The 24,697-nt window shown below is 72.7% G+C and carries 20 protein-coding genes; 7 read left to right on the top strand and 13 right to left on the bottom strand.

The annotated features are described in order from the left end of the window. Nucleotides 1-28 precede the first annotated feature (28 nt). Complete coding sequence (locus tag ACF09K_RS05165; protein ID WP_392241139.1) at nucleotides 29-394, top strand: winged helix-turn-helix transcriptional regulator; 366 nt, start codon at nucleotides 29-31, stop codon at nucleotides 392-394. 104 nt (nucleotides 395-498) lie between these two features. Here the strand turns inward: ACF09K_RS05165 and ACF09K_RS05160 are convergent, their stop codons facing one another. Further along, nucleotides 499-1,323: an NmrA family NAD(P)-binding protein gene (locus tag ACF09K_RS05160; RefSeq protein WP_392241138.1), complete on the bottom strand. Its 825-nt coding sequence runs from the start codon at nucleotides 1,321-1,323 to the stop codon at nucleotides 499-501. Nucleotides 1,324-1,411: 88 nt separating this feature from the next. Here ACF09K_RS05160 and ACF09K_RS05155 point away from each other — a divergent pair, with 88 nt between their 5' ends. Then, nucleotides 1,412-1,834: a winged helix-turn-helix transcriptional regulator gene (locus ACF09K_RS05155; RefSeq protein WP_392241137.1), complete on the top strand. Its 423-nt coding sequence runs from the start codon at nucleotides 1,412-1,414 to the stop codon at nucleotides 1,832-1,834. A gap of 216 nt (nucleotides 1,835-2,050) precedes the next feature. Here the strand turns inward: ACF09K_RS05155 and ACF09K_RS05150 are convergent, their stop codons facing one another. Continuing rightward, nucleotides 2,051-2,695, bottom strand: coding sequence for a dihydrofolate reductase family protein (locus ACF09K_RS05150; RefSeq protein WP_392241136.1), 645 nt, complete (start codon nucleotides 2,693-2,695; stop codon nucleotides 2,051-2,053). Nucleotides 2,696-2,973: 278 nt separating this feature from the next. On the opposite strand from ACF09K_RS05150, the gene ACF09K_RS05145 reads away from it, so the two are divergent. The 3 genes from ACF09K_RS05145 (at nucleotide 2,974) to ACF09K_RS05135 (ending at nucleotide 4,653) form a co-directional block, all read left to right on the top strand. Then, complete coding sequence (locus tag ACF09K_RS05145) at nucleotides 2,974-3,654, top strand: SMI1/KNR4 family protein (RefSeq protein WP_392241135.1); 681 nt, start codon at nucleotides 2,974-2,976, stop codon at nucleotides 3,652-3,654. Nucleotides 3,655-3,926: 272 nt separating this feature from the next. Next, nucleotides 3,927-4,196 (top strand): type II toxin-antitoxin system Phd/YefM family antitoxin, encoded by a 270-nt coding sequence (locus ACF09K_RS05140; protein WP_392241134.1) that lies wholly within the window; start codon nucleotides 3,927-3,929, stop codon nucleotides 4,194-4,196. Further along, a complete protein-coding gene (locus ACF09K_RS05135; RefSeq protein WP_392241133.1) occupies nucleotides 4,186-4,653 on the top strand; it encodes a type II toxin-antitoxin system VapC family toxin in 468 nt (155 codons plus the stop codon). Before ACF09K_RS05140 ends, ACF09K_RS05135 begins: the two co-directional genes overlap by 11 nt. A gap of 263 nt (nucleotides 4,654-4,916) precedes the next feature. Here ACF09K_RS05135 and ACF09K_RS05130 read toward each other — a convergent pair whose 3' ends face one another. The 9 genes from ACF09K_RS05130 to ACF09K_RS05090 all read right to left on the bottom strand — a co-directional run bounded on the left by ACF09K_RS05130 (nucleotide 4,917) and on the right by ACF09K_RS05090 (nucleotide 20,020). Further along, nucleotides 4,917-8,864, bottom strand: coding sequence for a CHAT domain-containing protein (locus ACF09K_RS05130; RefSeq protein ID WP_392241132.1), 3,948 nt, complete (start codon nucleotides 8,862-8,864; stop codon nucleotides 4,917-4,919). 426 nt (nucleotides 8,865-9,290) lie between these two features. Then, nucleotides 9,291-11,009: a pyridoxal phosphate-dependent aminotransferase gene (locus ACF09K_RS05125; protein ID WP_392241131.1), complete on the bottom strand. Its 1,719-nt coding sequence runs from the start codon at nucleotides 11,007-11,009 to the stop codon at nucleotides 9,291-9,293. 200 nt (nucleotides 11,010-11,209) lie between these two features. Next, on the bottom strand, nucleotides 11,210-12,379 hold the full coding sequence (locus tag ACF09K_RS05120; RefSeq protein ID WP_392241130.1) for an aldose epimerase family protein: 1,170 nt from the start codon (nucleotides 12,377-12,379) through the stop codon (nucleotides 11,210-11,212). 60 nt (nucleotides 12,380-12,439) lie between these two features. Further along, nucleotides 12,440-13,684, bottom strand: a complete 1,245-nt coding sequence (gene mmsB / locus ACF09K_RS05115) for a multiple monosaccharide ABC transporter permease (protein WP_392241129.1) — start codon at nucleotides 13,682-13,684, stop codon at nucleotides 12,440-12,442. Further along, on the bottom strand, nucleotides 13,681-15,231 hold the full coding sequence (gene mmsA / locus ACF09K_RS05110) for a multiple monosaccharide ABC transporter ATP-binding protein (RefSeq protein WP_392241128.1): 1,551 nt from the start codon (nucleotides 15,229-15,231) through the stop codon (nucleotides 13,681-13,683). Before mmsA ends, mmsB begins: the two co-directional genes overlap by 4 nt. Before the next feature lie 32 nt (nucleotides 15,232-15,263). Continuing rightward, complete coding sequence (gene chvE / locus ACF09K_RS05105; RefSeq protein ID WP_392241127.1) at nucleotides 15,264-16,370, bottom strand: multiple monosaccharide ABC transporter substrate-binding protein; 1,107 nt, start codon at nucleotides 16,368-16,370, stop codon at nucleotides 15,264-15,266. Nucleotides 16,371-16,513: 143 nt separating this feature from the next. Further along, entirely contained in the window at nucleotides 16,514-17,485 is a 972-nt protein-coding gene (locus ACF09K_RS05100; protein WP_392241126.1) for a hypothetical protein, read from the bottom strand. Nucleotides 17,486-17,858: 373 nt separating this feature from the next. Continuing rightward, nucleotides 17,859-18,863: a zinc-binding dehydrogenase gene (locus ACF09K_RS05095; RefSeq protein WP_392241125.1), complete on the bottom strand. Its 1,005-nt coding sequence runs from the start codon at nucleotides 18,861-18,863 to the stop codon at nucleotides 17,859-17,861. Further along, the gene (locus ACF09K_RS05090; protein WP_392241124.1) at nucleotides 18,860-20,020 is read right to left on the bottom strand and encodes a mandelate racemase/muconate lactonizing enzyme family protein; all 1,161 of its coding nucleotides are present in this window, start codon (nucleotides 20,018-20,020) and stop codon (nucleotides 18,860-18,862) included. Before ACF09K_RS05090 ends, ACF09K_RS05095 begins: the two co-directional genes overlap by 4 nt. 270 nt (nucleotides 20,021-20,290) lie before the next feature. Between ACF09K_RS05090 and ACF09K_RS05085 the strand changes: the two genes are divergently transcribed. Next, complete coding sequence (locus ACF09K_RS05085) at nucleotides 20,291-21,259, top strand: hypothetical protein (RefSeq protein ID WP_392241123.1); 969 nt, start codon at nucleotides 20,291-20,293, stop codon at nucleotides 21,257-21,259. 298 nt (nucleotides 21,260-21,557) lie between these two features. On the opposite strand, the gene ACF09K_RS05080 is transcribed toward ACF09K_RS05085, so the two are convergent. Then, on the bottom strand, nucleotides 21,558-22,007 hold the full coding sequence (locus ACF09K_RS05080) for a MarR family winged helix-turn-helix transcriptional regulator (RefSeq protein ID WP_392241122.1): 450 nt from the start codon (nucleotides 22,005-22,007) through the stop codon (nucleotides 21,558-21,560). A 174-nt stretch (nucleotides 22,008-22,181) separates the two neighbouring features. On the opposite strand from ACF09K_RS05080, the gene ACF09K_RS05075 reads away from it, so the two are divergent. After that, the gene (locus tag ACF09K_RS05075; protein WP_392241121.1) at nucleotides 22,182-23,204 is read left to right on the top strand and encodes an NADP-dependent oxidoreductase; all 1,023 of its coding nucleotides are present in this window, start codon (nucleotides 22,182-22,184) and stop codon (nucleotides 23,202-23,204) included. Nucleotides 23,205-23,445: 241 nt separating this feature from the next. On the opposite strand, the gene ACF09K_RS05070 is transcribed toward ACF09K_RS05075, so the two are convergent. Beyond that, on the bottom strand, nucleotides 23,446-24,600 hold the full coding sequence (locus ACF09K_RS05070) for a serine hydrolase domain-containing protein (RefSeq protein WP_392241120.1): 1,155 nt from the start codon (nucleotides 24,598-24,600) through the stop codon (nucleotides 23,446-23,448). Between the last annotated feature and the right edge of the window lie 97 nt (nucleotides 24,601-24,697).

The raw sequence follows: 24,697 nt of genomic DNA, 5'->3' as shown, positions 1-24,697 counted from the left end.
ACTTACCTTTCAGTAAGGGGGATCGGCGATGGCCAAGGCGCCGAGGCGGGGGCCCTACCTCTGCGGCATCGACGCCGCGCTCGACGTGGTGAGCGGCAAGTGGAAGGGGCTGATCCTCTGGGAACTCGACACCCACGGGGTGCGCCGCTTCGCCGAGCTGCGCCGGGGGCTGGCCGGGGTGAGCGAGAAGATGCTGACCCAGCACCTGCGGGAGATGGAGGAGGACGGCCTCGTGCACCGCGAGGTCTACGCCGAGGTCCCGCCCCGCGTGGAGTACTCCCTGACCGAGCACGGCCGCACCCTCAACGAGGCGATCGGCCCGCTCTACGCCTGGGGGAGGGACCGGATACACCGCGAGGGATTCGAGGTGGTGGCGGCACAGACCCCGCGATAGGGCCCGTCGGGGGGAGTCTCCGGCAGCCTCTCCGAGGCGCTCACCGCGGTCGCACGAGGCGCGGGCCTCCCACGCGTTTCGCCGCCGCCGCTGCCTGCCCGCCGCTACCTGCCCGCCGTCCCCGGCCTGACGGCGGACGCGGCGGCGACGGCCGCGGCCAGGGGATCGCGGGCCGGGCGGCCCAGGAGGTCGGTGAGGTCGGGCGCGGTGCCGTCCAGGAAGCCGTGCCGGACGCCCGTGGCGATCGAGACGAGCATCGGCGGCTGGAACGCCGACAGTCCCGGCGTCTCCTCGAGGAGCCTGCGCCGGTACTCACCCAGACCGATGGTGCGATGCGCGACGCCGAGTCCGCCGGCCACCTGCCCCGCCGTGACCGGGGTGCCGACGAGGTCGTGGACGCGCCCGGCGTGCCGTACGGGATCCGACGCCACCACGGCCGCGGCCTCGGCCAGGTCCTCCCGCACGACCGCGGCCAGGGCGCCGTCCCCGAAAGCGGACTCCACCGCGTGGCCGTCCCACCTCAGCAGGCCGCCGAAGAGTTCGGCGTACAGGCCGTTGCGCAGGATCGTCCACGCCAGCCCGCTCGCCCGCACCAGGCGCTCGGTCGCACGGTGGGCCAGGGCGAAACCGAGATGGTCGCCGGCCGTGGTCAGGCTCGTGTAGACGACGTGGCCGACGCCGTCCCGGACGGCGGCGTCGAGGACCGCCGCGTGCCGGGCGACGACCCGGTCGTCCTCGGCGTAGCCGGCCGAGACGAGCACCAGGGTCGACACGCCGACGAGATCGAGGCTCGCGCGGTCGTCGAAGTCGAGCCGCCGCATCCCCTCGCCCGGCGTGCGGCTGCCGCCCCTGGCGACGGCGCCCCGGGCGTGCAGCGCCGCGAGGGTTGCCGAGCCGAGGTTCCCGTTCGCTCCGGTCACCAAAATCATGATCGATCGCCGTCTTCCGTCGTGGTTCTCATCGGTAACTACGCTTGATCCTCGACCGCGCGCCCACCGCCGACAAGAAGGCATTCCGATGTCACTCACGCACACCGGGGTAACCGTCGTCCCCGCCGAACTCGACCCGTGCGGAAGGGAGGACCACCCCGACTGCGGCATCCGCGACGTCCTGGACCGCATCGGCGACAAGTGGTCGGTGCTCGTGATCGTCGAGCTGGCCGGCGGGCCACGCCGCTTCCGTGAACTCCAGCGGGCCGTCGACGGCATCTCCCAGCGCATGCTCACGCTCACCGTGCGCAGGCTCGAACGCGATGGCCTCGTGCTGCGCACCGTGTACCCGACCGTCCCCGCCCGGGTCGACTACCGCCTGACGGAGACGGGAGCCGGCCTGACCCACCTGGTCAAGGCACTCGCCGACTGGTCCCTCGCGCACCGCGCCGCCATCGCCGAGGCACGGCACGCGTACGACCGGACCCACCCCGACCACGACATCCGCTGACCCGGCCACCTGCCGCCACCCGCCGGACACCTGCCGCGCGGGCGCGCGGGCGCGTGGACGTACACGGTCGCGGCCGACCGAGCCGTTGCGCGTCCTTCCGGCGTGCGCGCACGAGCGGGGCCACACGGGGGGGGAGGGGGCACGTGGGCGGGAGCGCGGGAGCGGGTGCTCCGGCCGGCCGGAGCACCCGGAGGCGAAACCGGCCGGGCCCCCGCGTCAGCGTCGCCAGAACAGGTGGTGCGTCACGCCGCTCGGGCTGGGCACGACCTCCAGGTGGAACCGGTCGCGCAGCTCGTCGGGGGACTCCCACAGGCGCAGACCGGACCCGAGCTCCACCGGTGAGACCACCACGTGCAGGGTGTCGACGAGGTCGGCGTCGAGGAACTGCCGGACGGTGGTGACCCCGCCGCCGAGCCGGACGTCCTTGCCCCGGGCCGCCTCCCGCGCCCGTTCGAGGACCGTGGCCGGGTCGCCGCCGACGAAGTGGAACGTGGTGTCGGAGAGCGTGAACGACGGGCGCTCGTGGTGGGTCATGACGAACACCGGCGTGCGGAACGGGGGCTCCTCCCCCCACCAGCCGCGCCAGTCGTGGTCCTGCCAGGGCCCCCGCTGGGGTCCGAACTTGTTGCGGCCCATGATCTCGGCACCGATGTCGCGTGCGAAGTCCCGCGTGAAGTAGTCGTCCAGGCCCCGGCTGCCCCCGGGATCCGTGCGCATGGGCCAGCTCGCCGTGGCTCCGGCCCAGGAGAACAGCCTCCCGGGATCGACATGGCCGAACGGCCGCTCGAGCGTCTGGTGCTCACCGGCACCGATCCCGTCACTCGAGACGCAGAAGTTCATCACTCTCAGCAGGGGGGTCATGGGTTCCTCACCAGCTCCTGTCGTGCCGTCGTGCGGTGGGCCCCGCACATCATGACGTCGAACGGGAGGCGGCCGGATCGACACGCGCCGACGATTTTTTTCCGGGACCCGTCCGGAAGCCCACGAACCGCGGCCGGCGGCACGACTCGTCCGGATGTCCCCGGCCCGGATGTCTCCCCCCTTGCCCGCCGACCACGGCAGGGGGCAACGGGCGCCGGCCCCGTGCCCCGCCGGAAAACCCCGTGCCGGCGCGGTGTGGGTTTCCCTAGCGTGTGCGCATGAGCGAGGACACGTGGGCGGGAGTGCGGGAGCGGGTGCTCCGGTTGGCCGGACACCCGCAGGCGGACAAGGTGTTCGGGGCGCGGGGGCACGGCTTCCGCCTCGGCCCGGTCATGGACGAGGAGCGGCTCCGGTCGCTGGAGGCGGACCTGGGGGTCGGTCTGCCCGCGCAGTACCGCGGTTTCCTCCTCCGTGTCGGGGCAGGGGGAGCCGGCCCCCACTACGGCCTGATGACACCGGTCCCGAGCGACGACGGGTGGCAGTGGCGCGGCGTCGGTCTCGCCTACCGGGGGCAGCCGACCACCGCCGGGTTCGCCGGCCGGCCCTTCGTGGCCGAGGCGCTGCAGGGCGAGCTCGACGCGCTCGACGCACAGGAGCCCGAGCGGGACGCCTTCACGGACGACGACGCGTTCCGCAGCGCGCACGCGGCGTGGGACGCGCGCTACGAGGAGCTGTACGACGCCCAGGAGGCGGGCGCGGTGTTCCTCGCCGAGCAGGGCTGCGGCTACACGTCGCTGCTGGTCATGACGGGGCCGCACCGGGGCACCGTCTGGGAGGACCTGAGGCCGGCGGACCGGGGCATCGAGCCGACCGGGCACGACTTCACCCGGTGGTACCGGAGATGGCTGGAGCGCACCGAGCGGCAGCTCGGCATCACGCCGGCCGCACCGGCCCGCTGAGTGCCGCAGCGTCTGACGTCCCACATCTGAGCCGTAGGCCATTCATGTCATGGAGGGGGAGCGGTACCGCATCGGGAGCGAGCCCGAGGTGCGTCTCCCCCGGTCCGACCTGATCGGCGGCAGCCTCGCCGCCACCGGCCTGGCCGCCGGTACACCGACCCACCCTGAGAACCTCAGTGGGTGAATGAGCAGGCAGCAGGCCGGCAAGTGGGACGGTGTAAGTCTTCGGCGTGGTGTGCCACCTGGTAGCACCCGGTGCTACCGTGGTTGTCATGAGCGTTCAGCCCGAAATCACCCAACGGGATCTGCGTAACCGGTCCCGGGAGATCATGGACGCCATACAGGGCGGCCAGTCGTTCACCGTCACCCGTGACGGACATCCGATCGGTCAGCTCGTCCCCCTGCGGCGACGCCGCCGGTTCGTCTCCCGCCAGGAGTTCGCCGCGATGTCCAAGTCCGCCCCCGACATCGCCCTTCACACGTTCCGAGCCGATCAGGACGCCACGGCCGACACCCGCGTGGATGATCCCTATGACCGCTGACCGCTCGATCTACGAGCAGGGACTCCTCGATACCAACATCATGATCCTGCGCCGGTGGGTGGACCCTGGGCAACTGCCGGACGAGATGGCGATCACCGCCATCACGTTGGCCGAGTTGTCCGCCGGTCCGCACGAGGTCCGTCGCAACGACGAACAGAGCGGCTACGACGAGCACGCCGAGCGTGCCCGCAGGCTCGATGTTCTGCAACGTGCCGAGAACGAGTTCGACCCCATCCCCTTCGACGCCGAGGCGGCCCGCATCTACGGCCGTATCTGCGCCGCAGTGATCAGTGCCGGCCGCAAGCCGCGCCGACGGGTGGCCGACCTGATGATCGCTGCCATCGCCGTGGCCGAGGACCTTCCCCTCTTCACCACCAACCCCGACGACTTCAAAGGGCTGGACGACCTCCTCACCGTCGTACCGGTCACCCGTCCCAAGGTGCCCCACGAAGGCTGATGTCAGGGCACCGGGTCGGTGGGAGCACTTCGGACTTCGTGGTGCGAGCGTGACATGGACGTGATCACGCAGCAGGGGCGGGGCCAGCGCCTTCGTTCACGCACGTCGGAGGCTCGGGCGCGACGCAGTTCCACGGACTCATACCGCTGAAGCGGTGTTCCCCGCCGGTCACGCGCCCGCCGGTCACGCGCCCGCCGGTCACGCATCCGCGCGGGAACCGGGAACACCGCTCACCGCCCACGGAACGACGACCCGGGCGGGGCTCAGCGTGTCGCGGGGTTGCCCTGGTGGGTGAAGGCGGCCCACAGGTGGAGCTCGTGCAGGTCGGCGCGGGCCGCCACGCGGTCCAGCGGGTCGCCCAGGCCGGGCGGGGGCCGGCGGTCCGGGTCGAGCATCCACAGCTGGGCGGCGCGCAGCGCCTCGGCGGGAGCGAGGTCCTGGCCGGTGAGGAAGTGGTGGAAGACGGCCATCATCAGCGCGGTCGCGCGGTCGCTGACGGCCCAGCGGGAGCCGACCACGTCGGCCGCGCCCCGGGTGACCAGGGCGGTGGAGAGGGTCAGCGCCTCGTCGTGGTCGCCCGTGCTCAGGTCGGTCTCGCAGGCGCTGAGCACGACCAGCGGGCCGTCCGGGCCGTCCGGGCCGGGCCCCGCGTCCGCGGCGTGGTCCAGGATCCGGGCGACGGTCAGCTCGCCGTCGGCCAGCGACAGCGCCGACCGCGTGGGACTCGGACCGGCCACACCGTGGCAGGACACGTGCACGACCGCCGCCGGCCGGTCGCCGCCCGGCAGCACGGCCAGCAGGTCCTCGCAGCTCCCCGGCGCGTCCGGCGCGCCCTCGGCCTCCACGAGCACGCCGTAGCGCCGGGCGTCCGGGTAGCAGGCCGAACGCAGCGCCTCCGTCTCGAACTCGGCCCACACCAGACTGAGCCGCGGGTCGGTGACCAGCACCTGGCCCCGGGCGGCGGGAAGCCGGTCGCGGGCGGCGGCCCGCAGGAACTGCGCACCGGACGGGGCGTAGCTGAACACCGCGTCCTGGCAGGCGTAGCGGTGACCCCCCAGCGGGATGTGCTTGCGCGCCGCGTGCCAGGGAACGACCCCGAGGGGGCCGCAGGGGACCAGCACGATCCGCGGCGGCCGGCCGAAGGGCGGCAGGGAGTCGAGGACCGGCCCCACGGCGGCGGGCCAGGCCCAGTCGCACAACTCGCCCAGCGCCGCCTGCCATTCCGTCTCGGCGGCCCTACGCGACGCGTGCGACGCGTCGGGGTCGGCCGCCGTGCGGGAACGGCCGGCGGCGGCGGCGAGGTAACGCTCCAGCGGGTGGCTGCCGGGGGAGAGCAGCAGCGGCAGGGCGAGCACGGTGGGCTCGGAGTCGCCGGGGCGCAGGACCAGCGCGCATCCCGGGACGTGGGGGCGGAAGCCCTCGCCGGGGACCAGGTAGACCAGCGCGTCGGTACCCGAGGCGGCCAGCCCGGCGGTCAGCGCGGTGACGTCCGGAGTGCCGAGCAACTCCCGGGCGCCGGTACCGTTCCCCGCCCCCAGGGCGGCGAGCGCCCTGCGCCGCAGGCTGCTCGGCAGTTCAGCGCCCGGAGCCGGAGGCGGGACCGGGGCCGGTGCCGGGGCCGTCACCCCGGCCGCTCCCCCCGGCCGGAGCGGATCCCCCTCGGCCGGACGCCCTGCGCCCGCGTCCCCCTCAGCCGGAGGCCCCTCGCGCACGTCCCCTTCGCCCGCGTCCCCCTCGGCCCGGTTCCGCTCGCGCGGACCCCACCGGAGGGGATGCGACGGTGCCTGCGCCCGCCACCGCTCGGCCAGGTCGGCGTGCCCCCGGTCCGCCAGCAGCCGGGGCACGCCGTGTGCCGCCGCGGCCGTCTGGAGCACCAGCGCCCGGCCCAGTTCCAGCGCCTCCACGGCCTCGGCGGGGCGGCGGTCCTCGGCGTACCGCAGGGCCAGCCACACCACATGGCCGGTCGCGCCCCGGACCACCGACAGGGCGTGCTCGGCGCCGAGTTGGAGGAGGACGTCGGCGGCCATGAGCTCCAGTGCCTCACGGCGGGTGTCCAGGCTCGCCTTCCGGTCCTCACGCGGGCCACCGGTCACCGCGCTCGTCCAGTGGGCCGTGGACAGCTCCGTCAGGACCACGAAGTGCAACGACCGGGCGTGGCCTTCGGCGGCCAGGGCGCGCACCCGGCTCAGCTCGGCGATGCACGGGTCGAGCAGGCCGAGGTCGCTGCGGTGGGTGGTCGCGCGGAGCATGGCCCGGCCGAGGGCGAGCCGTAGCTGGGCTTCGTTCCAGGGCGACGTCCGCGATTCCCCGATCACCCGGTGGACCTCCGCGGTGGCGCGGTCGACGACTTCCCGGCGGGGGTCGACCAGGGCCAGCTCGGTCATCATCTGCGCCCGCGTGACGGGGAAGTGCGCCGCGAACAGCGGCGGAACCGTGGCCGGGTCGATCTCCACCGCCTCCCCCAGGTGGCGGACGGCGGCCCGGAGGTCGGCCCGGTCCCCGGTGCGGTGGGCGCGCTCGCCGTAGGCCATGCCCAGGGTGCCGGTGATGACGAAGCGTGCGGCCGCGTCGGGCGCGGGGGACCGGTAGCGGTCGCTCAGCGTCCGGATCAGATCCTCCGTCACGCGGGCCAGCGCGACCCCGTCCCGGCTGCGGCGGGCCAGCTGGAAACCGGCGAAGAGCCTGAACAGCGCCTGGACCTCGTCGTGTTCGTCGGCGCCGGACAGCCCCTGGGCCATCGACAGGGCGGTGGCGTCGTCCTGGAGGCTGCCGCCGAGCGTGGCGGCGGTGGCCACGCGATGGGCCAGCAGGGCGGTCAGGTACTGGCGGGCGGACGTCTCCCCGTCCGCCGGCAGGGCATCGATCCACTCCCGGAGCCATGCCGCGCTCCGCTCCACGCGCGCGATCTCGCCGTTCGACGTCCACAGGTTGTCGATCGAGGTCAGCAGGATCAGTTCCAGGCTGCCCTTCCGCCGCCAGGCCGAACGCGCCGCGGGGTCGGGGTCCGGCCGCATCGCGGCCGCGTCCACCTCGGCGAAGTCCAGCGCTTCGGGCATCCGGAGGTTCCCCGCCACCAGCAGGGCGGCGTGGAACTTGGCGACGCGGATCCGCTCGGGTGCGTCCACGGGCAGGGCGAGCAGCACCTCCCCGACCGCCCGCGCGGTGCCGCGGACGTGCTCGGTGAGCGACCGGGGGTCCCGCCCGCCGGATCTGAGCGCGACCAGCAGCTCGCGCAACGGCGCGAACTCCGGCCGGCCCAGGCCCACCTCCGCCAGCTCCCGGTCGGCGTCCGCCGGGGAGACCGGGGGGTCGTTCACGGTGACGCACAGCCACTCCAACAGGCGTGCGAAACCCGCCGCGTCCCGGCGCGCCCGCTCCGCGAGCCTCCCCGCCCAGTCCGCCACCCTCCGGACGGCGTCGGCCGGCGCCTCCTCCCCGGCCTCCCCACCGGGTGCCGTACCGGTCGGCTCCGCCGCCTCCTCCCCGGCCTCCCGTCCGGGTGCCGTGCCGGCCGGCTCCACCGCCTCCTCCCCGGCCTCCCCACCGGGTGCCGTACGGGCCGGCTCCACCGCCTCCTCCCCGTCGCCGCTCGCCGGGGACGAGGACGGCGGGCTCCCGCCGGGCGGGCCGGGGAGCGAGGACAGCATCGTCGCGACGTGCTCCATGACGGTCATCACCGGCTCCCGCGCCGTCAGGTCCCCGACGACGACGCGTGCCAGCACGTCCATGGCCTCGGTCAGCCGCTCCCGCAGGGATTCGGCCAGGGCGGGCGGAGCCGAGCCGTCGCGCACCTCCGGAGGGATGCCCGGCGGAACGAGCAGCAGGGCCAGGTGGCTCCGCGCCGCCATGGCGAGCCGGTCGTCCAGCGGTCCGGCGCGGTCGGCCCACCGCAGATGGCTCAGGGCGGCAGCCCGCTCCCGCGGATCGGCGTCCGGCAGCCCCTGGAGCCGCGCCTGCATCAGCAGTCCGAGCCAGGTCACGACGGCCGGCCGGGCCGGGTCCCCCTCCGGTAACAGCCTCTCGAGGACGGCCAGGTGTTCGATCACGAACCGCAACGCGGCCGACCGCGGATCCTCTCGCGCCCGGGGCCACAGCTCGTGCGCCTGGCGAACGGCGACGGCGGCCCAGGCCCGGAGCCCCGCGACGTCTCCCTCGCCGTCTCCTTCGCCGTCTCCTTCGCCGTGCTCCCGCTGCTGCTCCTCGTCGGCCATGCATCCCCCGGTGACCGGTGATCCCGGCGTGCCCCCGGTGACGCTCCGCGGTCGGACCGGCCTGCTCGGTGATCGGGGATCAGGTTAGTGCCCCGGCGGCCGGGGCGGTGCCGGAAGACGGACACCCGCCGCAGGGGAAGCGTTCTCGAAAGTTCCGCGACGCTGCGGGCCGGCCGTCCTCGTGGACACCTCGGCTCGCGCGTAGGGCCGCGTCGGCTCGTGCGCGAGGGCACCCCGGCTCGCGCGCGGGACCACCCCGGCTCGTGCACGGGGCTGCGTCGGTAGGGCGTCCGACCGCCCGCCGGCCGGGCACCACCGTGCCCGCGGTGGCGGCCGGCCCGACCGCCGCTCCTCGTCCCACCGAGTCGGCTGGTGGGTGGGCACGGGCCGGGGAAGGGGGGCCGGGAGCCCCGGGAGCGGCCGGGGTCAGCCGACCTGGCCCATTCCCGCCGGGTTGGGCCAGCTCTGGGCGTTCGGCCAGCCGGTGGCCGCCGCGGGCGACAGCCCGTTCGTGCCCCGCACCTGCGCGGCCGTCAGGCCACCGCGGGCCGGCACCCCCGGCGGGGTCGGCCCGCCGGGGCCGCCCATCGGCCCGGCGGCCGGAGCGGCCGGGGTGACCATCGCCGGTGCCAGCTGAGGCTCCGCCGCCGCCGGAACGGTCGGCACGGGCACGGGTGCGGGCACCTGCATCGGCGGCGGCACCGGAGCCATGGCGGCCGCCGCGGGCATGGGCGCGGGCGCCGGCGCCGGAACCGACTGCGGGAACACCTGCGCCGCTGCCGGCACCGGCGCAGGCAGCGGCGTCGGCAGCGGTGCGGGTGCCGGAACCTGCGCGGCGGGCACGGCCACGGGCGGGGGCACGGCCGCGGGCGGGGGCATCGGGGCCCCGCCCCCCGACGACTGTGCCTGCGCCTGCGCCGCGAGCCCCTGCAGGCCCGCCCCGTTCGTCGCTCCCACCAGCCGGTCCACCGCCGCCGTACCGGAGCTGTAGCCGAACCCGTCGACCGGCTCCGGTACGGCGGCTCCCCTCCTGGTCCCGTAGAGCACCTGTTCCAGGCCGGACACCAGGCGGCGCACGTCCACCTGGGGGCGCACCACGAGCCGCAGGAAGCGGCTGGAGGACCCGATCTTGTTGCCGCACTCGCGCACCAGGATCCGGTGCTCGGTGAGCATCCGGTCGCGCACGACCGTCCCCTCGGCGCCCACGGGGAGGCGGACGAAGAGGAAGTTCCCCTGGGAGGGGTACACGGTCAGACCGGGCAGCGCGGAGAGCTGGCCGGCCATGTCGAGGCGGTCGCGGCGTACCTGCAGCAGGCTCTGGGCGTACTCGGGGCCGTGCTCCTTCAGCATGAACACCACGTGTTCGGCGAAGGAGTTGAGGTTCCACTTGGGCAGCATGGAGCGCACGCGCCCGGCCAGGGCCGGGTTGGCGACGAGGTAGCCGAAGCGGATGCCGTGCAGGCCGAAGTTCTTGCCGAGGCTGCGCAGGACGACGACGTTCGGGCGGAGCATCGCCTCCTGGACCACCGAGGGTTCGCTCTCCGCGTCGGCGAACTCCAGGAACGACTCGTCGATGATCACCAGGTCCAGGTCGGCCATCGCGTCCATGAACTGCACGACGGCGTGCTTGTGCAGGAACCCGCCGTCGGGGTTGTTGGGGTTGCAGACGACGGCGACGCGGGTGCCGCGCGCGCGGATGAACTCGGCGTACTGCGCGAGGTCCAGGGCGAAACCGCTGGACTCCTGGAGCGGGAACATGTCGACCCGCTTGCCGGTCTCCATGGGCTGGTCGGTCCAGCGGCCGAAGGTGGGGACGGGGACGGCGAGGGACTCGCGCACCAGCAGGTGGTCGATCCAGGTGATCAGCTCGGTGGAGCCGTTGCCCATCGCGACGGCCTGCGGGGGGAGTTGGAGCAGGCTGCACAGCTCGGCGGTGATCGTGTCGGCGCTGCTCGGGTAGTACGTGATGATGTCCCGCAGCCGGGCCGCCATGTCGTCGAACATCTGCGGCGTGGGGAAGTACGGGTTGCAGGGGATGCAGAAGTCCACCGGGCCGCCCCCGTCGCCGCCCTCCCGCGTCAGCGCCGCCATCGACGGGCTGTGCGCGGCGGTGCTGCGGAACAACGAGGTGACGTTGTCGGCCATGGAACCTCCGTATGGGGCGGACCCGGCGGGGAGGACCGGGTCCGTCGTCATGTGGGTGGCCCGCGCGGGGGAGCGCGGGCCACCTCTTCATACGGATGCCGCGGCGGCGCCGTTCAACCGTCGGCAGGTCGGTGGGACAGCGTGTCCCACCGGTGTAGGTGTGGCCGCCGGCCGGGGGCGGCCCGCCCCCGGCCGGCGGGTCAGCGGCCGAACGAGTGGACCGTCGTCGTGCGGTACGTCTGTCCCGGCCGCAGCACCGTCGAGGGGAACGACGGCTTGTTCGGCGAGTCCGGGAAGTGCTGCGTCTCCAGGCAGAGCGCGTCGCCCTGGCGGTAGACGGTGCCGCCGCTGCCGACGAGCGTGCCGTCGAGGAAGTTGCCCGAGTAGAACTGCAGGCCCGGCTCGGTGGTGGAGATCGTCATCGTGCGGCCCGAGGACGGGTCGCGCAGGGTGGCCACCGGCACCGGAGCCGCCGTGATCCCCTTGTCGAGGACCCAGTTGTGGTCGAAGCCCTGGCCGTACAGGAGCTGCTGGTGGGCGACGCGGATGTCCTCGCCCACGGTCTTGGTGCGGCGGAAGTCGAAGGGGGTGCCGGCCACCCTCGCCAGCTCGCCGGTGGGGATCAGCCCCGAGTCGACGGGTGTGTAGCGGGAACCGGCGATCTTCAGCTGGTGGCCGTGGATCGAGCCGCTGTCCTCGCCGGCGAGGTTCCAGTAGACGTGGCTGGTCAGGTTGACGACGGTGGCCCTGTCGGTGGTGGCCTCGTAGTCGATGCGCCAGTCGCCGTGCCGGGTCAGGGTGTAGGTGACCTTCACCCGGAGCGTGCCGGGGTAGCCCATCTCCCCGTCGACGCTCGTGTAGTACAGGCGCAGGCCGACGTCGGAGCCCTTGGTGAACGGCTCGACGTCCCACACCCGCTTGTCGAAGCCCCGGGAACCGCCGTGCAGGGTGTTCTCGCCGTCGTTGACGTCGATCTGGTGGGCCGTGCCGTCCAGCGTGAACCGGCCCTTGCCGATCCGGTTGCCGAAGCGGCCGATCAGCGCGCCGAAGTACGGCGACTTCGCGACGTAGTCCGCGAGGTCGTCGAAGCCGAGCGAGACGTTCTCGTACCGGCCGTGCCGGTCGGGGATCTCCAGCGACTGGACGATGCCGCCGTAGGAGAGGACCTTCAGGCGCGTGCCGCCGTTGGACAGGGACCAGCTGTGCACCTCGGTGCCGTCGGCGAGCGTGCCGAACGGCTTCCTCACCGGTGTTCTGCCGCCGGTGGGGTGAGCGGTGCCACCGGTGGCGTGTGCCGTTCCGCCGAGCGTGGTCGCGGCGATGCCCGCGGCCGCGGCTCCCGCGATGACCGTGCGTCGGTTCAGTTCCATGTGCGGCTCCCTCGATAAGGGCCGGGCCCCGCCGGCTGGTCCGACGGGGCCCGAACTGACTTACGAACCGGACTTGCGCTTGTTCCACACGTCGAACCCGACCGCGGCCAGCAGGGCGAGGCCCTTGATGACCTGTTGCCAGTCGGTGCCGACGCTCAGGAGGTTCATGCCGTTGTTCAGCACGCCGAGGACGAGACCGCCGATGATCGCGCCGAGGACGGTTCCGACACCGCCGCTCATGGACGCGCCACCGATGAACGCCGAGGCGATGGCCTCGAGTTCGTAGTTCAGGCCCGCCTTCGGAGAGGCCGCGTTGAGGCGGGCGGCGACCACCAGACCCGCCAGGGCCGCGAGCACGCCCATGTTCAGGAAGACGTAGAAGGTGACCTTCTTGTCCTTGACGCCGGACAGCTTCGCGGCCGGCAGGTTGCCGCCGATCGCGTAGATGTGCCGTCCGAAGATCGAGTTGCGCATCACGTAGCCGTAGCCGACCACCAGCACGCCCAGGATGATCAGCACGATCGGCGCGCCCTTGTAGCTGGCGAGCAGCAGGGTCACGACGAGCAGGGCGGAGACGATCGCGACGAGCTTCAGCAGGAAGATGTTGCGCGGCAGGATCTCCAGCGAGAACTCCTGCTGGCGCTTGCGGTCCCGGATCTCCTGGAGGACCACGAACGCGATCAGGACGATGCCCAGCAGCAGCGTGAGGTTGTGGTAGTTGGTCTCGGGGCCGGTCTCCGGCAGGAAGCCGTTGCCGATCTTCTGCAGGCCGCCGGGGAAGGGGCCGAGGGTCTGCCCCTCCAGCAGGATCTCCGTGACACCGCGGAAGGTCAGCATCCCGGCGAGGGTGACGATGAACGACGGTATGCCGAGGTAGGCGATGAAGAAGCCCTGGACCGAGCCCGCCACGGCGCCCACGATCAGGCACAGCACCACGGCGACGGGCCAGGAGACGTCGTGCTGCACCGTCAGCACGGCCGCGAAGGCGCCGACGAACGCGGTCAGCGAGCCGACCGACAGGTCGATGTGGCCCGCGATGATGACCAGCATCATGCCGATCGCGAGGATCAGGATGTAGCTGTTCTGCAGCACCAGGTTGGAGACGTTGCGCGGCAGCAGCAGGTCGCCGTCGGTCCACACCGCGAACAGCGCCACGATCAGGCCGAGGGCGATCAGCATGCCGTACTGCCGCATGTTGCGGCGCATGCCGTCCAGCACCAGCTGGAGCAGGCCCCCGCCCGCCGCGCCCCCGCTCTTGCCGGGCGGCGCGGGGGCCGGGCTCTTGGCGGTCACATCCGTGCTCATCGGGTTACCTCTTTGTCCTTCGTCATCTGACGCATCAGCGATTCCTGCGTGGCCTCGGCCCGCGGGAACTCACCCGTCAGCCGCCCCGCGGCCATCGTGTAGATGCGGTCGCACATGCCGAGCAGCTCCGGCAGCTCGGAGGAGATGAAGACGACCGCCTTGCCCTCGGCGGCCAGCTTGTCGATGACCGTGTAGATCTCGTACTTGGCGCCCACGTCGATGCCGCGCGTGGGCTCGTCCAGGATCAGCACGTCGGGACCCGCGAAGATCCACTTGCTGAGGACGACCTTCTGCTGGTTGCCGCCCGACAGCTTGCCCACCGGCTCGAAGACGGTCGGCGCCTTGATGTTCATGGACGTGCGGTACCGCTCGGCGACCTGCCGCTCCTCGTGCTCGTCGACCACACCGCGCTTGGCGACCTTGCCCAGCGCGCTGAGCGAGATGTTGCGGTTGATGGTGTCGATGAGGTTGAGGCCGTAGTGCTTGCGGTCCTCGGTGACGTACGCGATCCCGTGCCCGACCGCCTCCGGGACGGTCTTGGTGCGGATCTCCGCGCCGTCCTTGAGGACCGTGCCGGCAGCGTGCCGGCCGTACGTCCGCCCGAAGACGCTCATCGCGAGCTCGGTGCGGCCGGCGCCCATCAGGCCCGCGATGCCGACGATCTCCCCGCGCCGCACGTGGATCGACACGTCGTCGACCACCTTGCGCTGCTGGTCGATCGGGTGGTGCACGGTCCAGTTGCGGATCTCCAGGGCCGGGGCCGCGCCCTGCTCGGCCTCGTGCGGGGTCCGCTCGGGGAAGCGGTGGTCCAGGTCGCGGCCCACCATGCCGGAGATGATCCGGTCCTCGGTGGTGTCCGCGGCCTTCACGTCGAGGGTCTCGATGGACCGCCCGTCGCGGATGATCGTCACCGAGTCGGCGACCTTGCGGATCTCGTTCAGCTTGTGGGAGATGATGATCGAGGTGATGCCCTGCTTCTTCAGCTCCAGGATCAGGTCGAGGAGTTTGCCGCTGTCCTCGTCGTTGAGGGCCGCGGTCGGCTCGTCGAGGATGAGCAGCTTCACCTCCTTCGACAGCGCCTTCGCGATCTCCACCAGCTGCTGCTTGCCCACGCCGATGTCGGCGACGCGGGTCTCGGGGTGATCGCTCAGACCGACCCGGCGCAGCAGCTCGGAGGCGTGCCGCAGGGTCCGGTTCCAGTCGATCAGCCCGCGCCTGGCGTGCTCGTTGCCGAGGAAGATGTTCTCCGCCAGCGACAGGAACGGCACCAGCGCCAGCTCCTGGTGGATGATCACGATGCCGTGCTGCTCGCTCGCCCTGATGTCCTTGAAGTGGCAGACCTCTCCCTCGAAGAGGATCTCCCCCTCGTAACTCCCGTGCGGATGGACGCCGGAGAGCACCTTCATCAAGGTGGACTTGCCGGCGCCGTTCTCCCCGCAGATGGCGTGGACCTCGCCCTGCCGGACGGTCAGTGAGACGTCCGACAGCGCCTTGACGCCGGGAAAGGTCTTGACGATCGAGCGCATTTCCAGGACGGGTCCCGCCATGGTCGTGCCTTCCAATCCTTAGGGGGCGGGGGCTACTTGAGCTGGTCGGCCGTGTAGTAGCCGCCGTCGACCAGGACCTTCTGGTAGTTGGTCTTGTCCACGCTGACCGGCTCCAGCAGGTAGGCCGGGACGACCTTGGCGCCGTTGTTGTAGGTCTTGGTGTCGTTGACCTCGGGCTCCTTGTCGTTCAGGACCGCGTCGACCATGTTGGAGGCGACCTTGGCCAGCTCGCGCAGGTCCTTGTAGACGGTCTGCGTCTGGTCGCCGGCGATGATCGACTTCACCGAGGCCAGCTCGGCGTCCTGGCCGGTGAGGACCGGCAGCGGCTTGTTCGCGGAGCCGTAGTTGTCGGACTTCAGCGCCGACAGGATGCCGATGGAGATGCCGTCGTACGGCGACAGGACCGCGTCGACCTTCTCGCTCTTGTACGACTTGGTCAGGATGTCGTCCATGCGGCGCTGGGCGGTGGCGCCGTCCCAGCGCAGGGTGGTCACCTGGGTGAGCTGGGTCTGGCCCGACCGCACCACGAGCTTCTTGCTGTCGATGTACGGCTGGAGCACGCTCATCGCGCCGCTGAAGAAGTACTTGGTGTTGTTGTCGTCGTTGGAGCCGGCGAACAGCTCGATGTTGAAGGGGCCCTTGCCGCTCTTCAGGCCGAGCTTCTCCACGATGTAGTTCGCCTGGAGCTCGCCGACCTTGGAGTTGTCGAAGGAGGCGTAGTAGCTGACGTTCTCGCTGCCGAGGATCAGGCGGTCGTAGGAGATGACCGGGATGTCCGCGTCCTTGGCCTGCTGGAGAACGTTGTCGAGCGACTTGTTGTCGATCGCCGCGACGATCAGCGCCTTGACGCCCTGCGCGATCAGGTTCTCGATCTGCGAGACCTGCTGGTCGGGCTTGTCCTCGCCGTAGACCAGCTTGGTCTTGTAGCCCTTGGCCTGGAGGTCCTTCTCGACGTTCTTGCCGTCGGAGATCCAGCGCTCGGAGGACTTGGTCGGCATCGCGATGCCGATCGTGCCGCCCTTGCTGTCGGCCTTGTTCTCCTCGCTGCCGCCCTCGCCGCTCTGGCCGCAGGCGGACAGGGTCAGGGCGAGGGAGGCGGCGCCGGCGACGGCGGCGAGTGCGGCTCTGCGGTTACCCATGATCATCATCCTTGATGTGTGTGCAGGGTTCGTTCGGTCTCGCGGTGCGCAGGCGCTCCCGGCGGATTCCCCGAGGACCGAGGAGAGGTGTGTGGGATTCTGCGCGCCTGTGTCGTCTTCTGTGAAGCGGGGTTTCCGTAACGTTATGACTGGATGTCGAACCTGTTGAGTTCGCCGGGCAGCCGGGAGCCGAGCGGGGCCATGTGACCGTCCGCCCCGTGCCGCGCCAGCAGGTCGAGGGCCAGCCGGCCGCGCCGCACCCGCTCGCGGGCCGTGGACAGCGTCACCTCGCGCAGGTGGTGGCCGTACGGATAGATCGCGGGGGCCTTGGAGAGGCCGAACTTCAGGTACAGCGGTGCGCCGCGCCGGATCAGCTCGGCGACCTCGTACATCCGGACGTACCCGCCGAGATCGTCGGGGGCCTCGATGTACATGTCCATGGGAGCGCCCGAAACCCTCCGGATCTGCGTGAGGTGATCGAGCGTCAGGTCGCTGGGCACGTTGACCGAGTCGGCGCCCAGCCGCTCGTAGACCGCGTAGGCGGCCGGGTTGACGGGGCCGATCAGCGCCGAGACCTTGAGCGTGGTGTCGGCCGGGATGAGGCCGGTCGCCCGCGCCCGGTGCAGCGTCCACAGCACGCCCTCGTCGGCGACGAGAAGGCACTTCACGCCCAACTCCGTGGCCCGCACGGCGTCTTCGACGCATCCGGCGACCGCGTCGTGGCCGCGGGCCCGCAGGCCCCCGCCGCGCGAGTCGGTGCGCGTCGAGCCTCCGATGTCCCACGTGCCGCGCGGCCCGGTGAACAGGCACAGCTCGATGTCGCGTTCGTTCGTCGCGTCGACCATCTCGGTGATCTCGGCGTCGCTCAGCATCCACACGCCGCTGCCCTGGCTGATCCGGTGGATCGGCACGTCGAGCCGCGAGGCCTCCTTCAGCACGACGCCCAGCGCTTCGGGACCCTCGCACGAGGGGATCTCGGTGCGCCAGCGGCCGCCGCCCGGGAAGGAGTGGGTGGAGGTGTCGGCGGGATCCGGGGCGGGCGCGCCCAGTCCGAGCGCGGCGAGCACCTGCTCACCGGGTCGACGGGCGGCCGTAGCGGAGGCGTCGGTCGTCACAAGCTGTCCTTCGTGTTCGGTATGTCGGACGAGGTTCGCGGCTCAAGGCGTGGGGGGCGGGGGTCTACGCCGGGGGTGTGCGGTGGGGCGAAGGCCGTCGGATCGCCTCCGCGCCGGCGTACGGCTGGGATCTTCCGTTCGGACCGGGCCGGACCGGACCGGGGTGCGGTGCCGGGCCCGCGGGCCCGGTCCGATCCGGACGGGAGGCGCTAGGGCGTGTCTGACAATTGGCGTCGGATCAGCGCGCGGCGTCTGGTGCGGTGCATCGCAAGGCGGAGGGTCGCCCGTGTACTGGGTGTACTCGGGTGATCCGACAACGCGGCGAGGTGCCGTGCCAGGCGTCGCGCGCCCGGCGGGAATTGTCAGACACACCCTAGGGGCGGAGCAGCACCTTGCCCACCTTCGGGTCGCCGGAGCCGACCAGCCCGATCGCCTCGGAGAACTCGGCGAGCGGCAGCTCGTGCGTGACCAGCGGCAGCGGGTCGAGCAGCCCGGCGCCGAACACCCGCACCGTGTGCGACCAGGCGTCGGGCGGTGCTCCGAAGACGGTGTGCACCTCCAGCTGCCGCACGACCAGGTCCGTCGGGTCCAGGCCGTCGGCGCCCGGACCGGGGATGCCCGTCAGGACCAGCCGGCCGCCGCGCCTGAGCAGGGCGGCGGCGGTGCGGGCGGCCGAGGCGGACCCGGCGGTCTCGATCACCACGTCGAAGTCGTCGGGCAGGTCCTGGTCCCTGGTGCGGAAGTCGGTCGCGCCGAACCGCCGGGACAGCGCCTCCCGGTCGCCGCGGGTGCCGACCACCAGCAGCTCGGCCGGCGAGCCCGCCCGCAGGAACTGCACGGCGAACATGCCCAGCGTCCCGGTGCCGACCACGGCGACCCGCTCGCCCGGCAGGGCATGCGCCTTGATCGCGGCGGCCGCGATGCAGGCGGCCGGCTCCAGCAGGGCCGCCGCCGTGAGGTCGGCGTCGTCGGCCAGCACGTGCAGCAGGCGGGCCGGCAGGGTCAGCGTGGCCGCCATCGCGCCCGGCTGGGTGAAGCCGGTCTCCTCGTACCCGTCCGAGCACAGCGTCGTCTCGCCCGCGTGGCAGCGGTCGCACACCTGGCAGTTGCGGAAGCCCTCTCCGACCACCTTGCGGCCGACGAGCGAGCCCGGCACCCCGGCGCCCACCGCCTCGACCGTCCCGGACCACTCGTGACCGGGCGTGAGCGGGTAGCGGACGTACCCCTCGGGCCGGTTGCCCTGGTACACCTCGCGGTCGCTGCCGCAGATGCCCACGGCGTGCACCCGCACCAGCGCCTCGCCGGGCTCGGGCGGGCGGGGCGTGTGCGCGGTGAGCCGGTGCTCGCCGGGCGCCTCGACGACGACGGCGGTGCTCACTGCCCGGCGCCCTTCGGCTTGCGCTGCTCCCAGCCGTCGGCCCACAGGTCGAAGCGGGCCTGCTGCTGGGGGAACTCGGCGGCGGCGTCCACGTCCAGCTCGACCCCGAGGCCGGGGGCGTCGGAGAGGTGGAAGTAGCCGTCGACGACCTGCGGGGCCCCCTTGACGACCTTCTTGATCTCGGAGTCCGCGAAGTCGTTGAAGTGCTCGAGGATCTTGAAGTTGGGGGAGCTGAAGCCGACCTGGAGGGAGGCCGCGGTCAGCACCGGCCCGCCGACGTTGTGCGGGGCGACCAGCATGTAGTGCGTCTCGGCGGTGGCGGCGAGCTTGCGCGTCTCCCAGATGCCGCCGATGTGGCCGACGTCCGGCTGGATGATGTCGACCGCCTGGCTCTCGAACAGCTCGCGGAACTCGATCCGGTCGTGGATGCGCTCGCCGGTGGCCATGGGGATGTCCACCTTGGCGGCGACCTTCTCCAGCGCCTTGAGGTTCTCCGGCGGGACCGGCTCCTCCAGCCAGGCCGGCTTGAAGGGCGCCAGCTCGTTCGCCAGCCGGACCGCGGTCGACGGCGAGAACCGGCCGTGCATCTCCAGCATCAGCTCCGCGTCCGGCCCGATGGCGTCGCGCACGGCCTCGATGAGGGAGACGGCGTACAGGGTCTGCTCGTGGTCCAGCTCGAAGTGCCCGGTGCCGAAGGGGTCGATCTTCAGCGCCTTGTACCCGCGCTCCATGACCCCCTGGGCGGCCTTGTGGTACGCCTCCGGCGTGCGCTCGGTGGTGTACCAGCCGTTGGCGTACGCCTTGACCTTGTCGGTGACCTTGCCGCCGAGCAGCTGCCAGACGGGGACGCCGAGGGCCTTGCCCTTGATGTCCCAGCACGCCATCTCGACGACGGCGATGCCGGACATCACGATCTCGCCGGCCCGGCCGTAGTCGCCGTACTTCATGCGGCGCACGAGGTCCTCGACAGCGAACGGGTCGGAGCCGAGAATGTGGTTGGTCTCGGCCTCTTTCAGGTAGCCGAGCAGCGCGTCGGTGTGGCCCAGCATGCGGGTCTCACCCACACCCGTGATGCCCTCGTCGGTGTGCACCTGGACGTAGGTCAGGTTGCGCCAAGGCGTCCCCACCACGTGAGTGCTGATTCCGGTGATGCGCACGGAAGTTGCCCTTCAGCTGTTCGAGATTTCGTCACACGTTCGAAATGCTGGCGTGACAGTAAGGACGGGGCGAGGGGGGTGTCAATGGGGTGAACACACAGAGGTTTCGACAGTTTCGGGCGGGACTTTCGATACGGGGCACGGCGGGCGACTCCGGGCCGGTGGAGAGTGATGGCTCAAGGTAGCCGCACCGGAACAGTCGGTTTCCCACACAACTTTCACAGCCGGCCCTAGGAACGTCACGCATCGGGAACTTAGTCTTCCCGCGTCATGGACTACTGCCACCCGTGCCGTCGGCACCTCAACGGCGCCCTCGCCTGCCCGGGGTGCGGCACCCCCGTGGAGCGGTTGCCCGCGCGACAGCAGGAGCCGTACGCGGCCTACGCCCCCCAGGAGCCGTACGTCCCTCAGGAGCCGTACGCCGCTCAGGAGCCGTACGCCGCTCAGGGCCCCGCACGGGAGGAACGCGGTCCCGGAGCGGACCGGGGCCGCCCCGAGGCCGCCGGCGCTCCCGAGGTCCGGCCCGGACCCGAACCCGAACCGGATGCCGACGCGCACGCGGAATCCGGCCTCGACCCCGCATCCGGTTCCGGGCCCGGCGGCGAGGACGGTTCCGCGGCCCCCGTCGCCGGGCGCGCCCGGCGCCGCGGGCAGAGCCGCGGCCGGGGCGGCAGGGAGCGCGGGCCGGCCGGTGAGGGTCCCGCCGAGGGCGAGGCGAGCCGTCGCGATCGCAAGGCCGCCGCGCACCGCCGGCGCCGCCGCCGCACACTCCTCGTCACCGCCGGGTTCCTGCTCGCCGCGGGCGGCCTGAGTCTGGCCGAACTCGGCATCGACGCACCGGGGTTCGGCTCCTCCTCGAACCCGGCGGCGGCGGGCGGGGAGTCCTCCCGGATCGAGTCCGAGGAGTCGCCGGGCGTCACGGCCGAGCCCGTCGACGACACGGAGGGGAGCGCCGAGGCCTCCGCCTCCGCGTCCTCCGGACCGTCGGTCTCGGCGTCAGCCTCCGCGTCGGCCTCCGCCTCGGCGTCGCCGTCGGCATCGCCCGACGAGTCGGGGACGCCGCAGGACGGCGAGGGGCAGGACCCCCCGACGGCGTCCGCCCCCGGCACGTCCCCCGCGGCCTCCACCCCGGCGGACCCCGCCCCCGGCACCCCCACGGCCGCCCCGACCACCTCCGGGCCGAAACCGGAACCGTCACCGTCGGAAACGTGCAACCGGTTCCTGTGGTGGTGCTCGTAGCGACAGCGGTTCCCGTGGAGCCTGTCGCCGCTCCGCGGCGCGGCCCGGCGGCCGACGGCCGGTGGGCGGCCGGTGGGGCGGCGGGGGGTGTCGCCGAGCAGGCCCGTGACGGTTCCCCGGGCGTGCCCGCCGTGGCCCCGGACGCGGGTGGCCGGCGGGGATCCGCCCCGGTCCGGGACGCGCGCCGAGCGGTGGCCGCCGCGGCTCCGTGACGGGCCGACGGCACGACGGCGGGCTCCCCGCCCCGAGCGGGCGAGCGCCCGGCCGCCCGCCCGGGACGAACGGCGCCCGGCGGCTCCTACCGGACCTCGTCCGCGCCCAGCATCCCGCGCAGCAGGCCCCGCAGCGCCAGCCGTTCCTCCTCGGCCAGGCCGGCGAGCGGCTCGCGGGCGAACCGCAGGTTCTCCCGCAGGTCCTTGGCCGTCCGGCGCCCCTCGTCCGTCGCCGCGGCCAGCTTCACCCGGCGGTCGGCCGGGTCGGGCCGGCGCTCCACCAGGCCCCGGGCCTCCAGGCGGTCGACGATGCCCGTCACGTTGGACGGCTCGCACTTCAGCTTCACCGCCAGCTTCCGCATCGGCAGCGGCTCCAGGGAGAGCAGGCTGAGCAGCCGGGCCTGCGCGCCGGTGAGGGAGTGTCCGGCGGCGGCCTCCTCGTAGTCCTGGTGGAACCGCGCCACGACCTCGCCGATCAGCTCGACGACCTCCAGGGTGAGGGGGTCGGGCCGGCGGGTCTTCTGGGGTGTGGACATGACTCCCAGGGTACCCGCTTACTTGACATCATGAAATATCCAGGCGCATGGTTGTTTCAGGTGCTGAAGTATTTGCGCCGCGCGCATCGGCAGCACCCGCGCCGCACCGCACGTGCCACATCGGCACGCACCGGCGCCGGCACCGCGCCGCACCCGCACACGAGGAAGGGCCCCATGTCCGACACCCCCGCACTCCCGTCCGTCAGCCGCGAATGGCGCCTGCTCAGCCGCCCCGTCGGCTGGCCCAAGGCCGAGGACTTCGAGCTGGCCGAGGCGGAGATCCGGCAGCCCGGCCCCGGCGAGGTGCTCGTCCGCAACGCGTACCTCTCCGTCGACCCGTACATGCGCGGCCGGATGAGCGCCGCCAAGTCCTACACGGCCCCCTACGAGCTGGGGAAGGCCATGCAGGGCGGAGCGGTCGGCGAGGTCGTCGTCTCGCACGCCGAGGGCATCGCCGCGGGCGACCACGTACTGCACTTCGGCGGCTGGCGCGAGTACGCCACGTTCGACGCCGCGCAGGCCGTCAAGGTCGACGCCGGCGCCGCCCCGCTCTCCACCTACCTGGGCGTCCTCGGCATGACCGGCCTCACCGCCTACGCCGGCCTGCTGCGCACCGCCGCGTTCAAGGAGGGCGACGTCGTCTTCGTCTCCGGCGCGGCCGGCGCGGTCGGCAGCCAGGTCGGCCAGATCGCCAAGCTCAAGGGCGCCTCGCGGGTGATCGGCTCGGCCGGCTCCGACGACAAGGTCAAGCTCCTGGTCGAGGAGTACGGCTTCGACGCGGCGTTCAACTACAAGAACGGTTCCGTGAGCGAGCAGCTGCGCGAGGCCGCCCCGGACGGCATCGACGTCTACTTCGACAACGTCGGCGGCGACCACCTGGAGGCCGCGATCGGCTCCCTGAACCAGGGCGGCCGCATCGCCGTCTGCGGCATGATCTCGGTCTACAACAACACCGAGCCCGCCCCCGGCCCGCGCAACCTCGCCCGCCTCATCCAGACCCGCGGCCGCATCGAGGGCTTCCTCGTCGGCGACCACTACGACCTCCAGCCCCAGTTCGTCCAGGAGGTCGGCCCCTGGGTCGCCTCGGGCGCCCTGAAGTACCGCGAGACGGTCGTCGAGGGCATCGAGAACAACCTGGAGGCGTTCCTCGGAGTGCTCCGGGGCGACAACACGGGCAAGATGATCGTCAAGCTGTAACCGCCCGCCCGCCCGCCCGCCCGCCCGCCCGCTCCGCTCGGCTCCCGACCGGGTCGGGCGGCGGACGGGCGAAGGACCCGGCCCGGGTGCACGGCACCCGGGAGGGCGACGGGGAACGGCGACGGGGGCGGGGGCGGGGAGGGCGACGGGGCACCCCGGCCCCTCCCCGCCCCGGCTCCCTCCCCCGCCCGGCCTCCCCCGCCCGGACCCCTCTCGCTCCGCGCCCTCACCCCGGAACCCCTCACCCCAGGGCCCGCGTGGCCCGGTGCGCCGCGGCCACGAACCTCTCGTTCTCCACCCCCGCCCCGCCCGGGAACGCGAACCGCCGCCGCGTGTACCCGTAGGCCATCCCGCTCCGCGGATCCGCGAAGCCCTGGCTCCCCGCCGCCCCGCTGTGCCCGAAGGCGCCCGCTCCCAGCACCGGGTACCAGGTGTCCGCGGTCGCCTGGAACCCCAGCCCGTACGACTTGTGCGCCCGCGCCACCAGGTCGTACCCCACGGAGTGGAACTGCGCGAACTCCGCCGCCGTGTCCTCCTTCAGCAGCGGCGCCTTCCCGCCTACCTCGCTGATCGCCGCCGCGTACATCGCGGCCAGCCCGCGCGCGGAGGCGACGCCGCCGACGGACGCCGGCCCGTTCGCCCGGACCAGCGGATCGTTCGGCAGCGTCTCCAGGTCGACCGGCTCGGCGGCGTGCCGGTTGAAGGCGACGCCGGCCAGCGTGTGCGGCCCCTCCACCAGCGAGTCCAGCAGGGTCCGCTGCTCCCCGGTCGGCGCCATCGCCCGCGTCGGCCGGAACCGCGGCTCGTGCGCCCCCGGCAGCCCCAGGAAGAGGTCGAGCCCGTACGGCGCCCGCACCCGCTCCTCGTACACCTCCTGGAGGGTGCGGCCGGTCGCCCGCCGTACGACCTCGCCGCTGAGCGCCCCGGCGACCAGCGCGTGGTAGCCGAACGCGGTGCCCGGACGCCAGAACGGCCGCTGGTCGGCGAGCCGTTCGGCGATCTGCCGGTCGTCCGCCAGTTCCCGCCGGGAGAACCCGGAGTCGGTGCCGACCACCCCGGCCCGGTGCGCGAGCAGGTCGCGCAGGGTCAGCGCGCCCTTGCCCTCGGAGGCGAACTCGGGCCAGTAGTACGTGACTCTGCGGTCCAGCTCCAGCGTCCCCTCCTGCACCAGGAGCGCCGCCACCAGATGCGCGGCGCCCTTGGACGACGAGAACACGCCGTAAAGGGAGTCGGCGTCCGCGCCGTCCCCGGCCCACAGGTCGACGACCCGCCGGCCGTGCACGTACACGCACAACTGCCCCTCGTAGTCCGGTCGTTCGGCCGCCGTGAAGGCGGCGAACTCGTCCCGCACCGCCTCGAATCCCGCCGCGACGGTGCCATGGATCTCCTGGGTCATCCGCTCTCCTCCACCAGACCGCTGCTCGCGTGTGCCGTGGTCGACCGTGCTTCCGGGGGTCCCCGGGCGCTTCCGCCGATCGGTACGGCGAGCTCCA

The sequence above is a fragment of the Streptomyces sp. NPDC014882 genome, from assembly GCF_043081325.1.
Classification (GTDB): Bacteria; Actinomycetota; Actinomycetes; order Streptomycetales; family Streptomycetaceae; genus Streptomyces.
The sequence above is the reverse complement of the archived record's forward strand: the minus strand, read 5'-3'. Positions and strand labels throughout refer to the sequence as shown.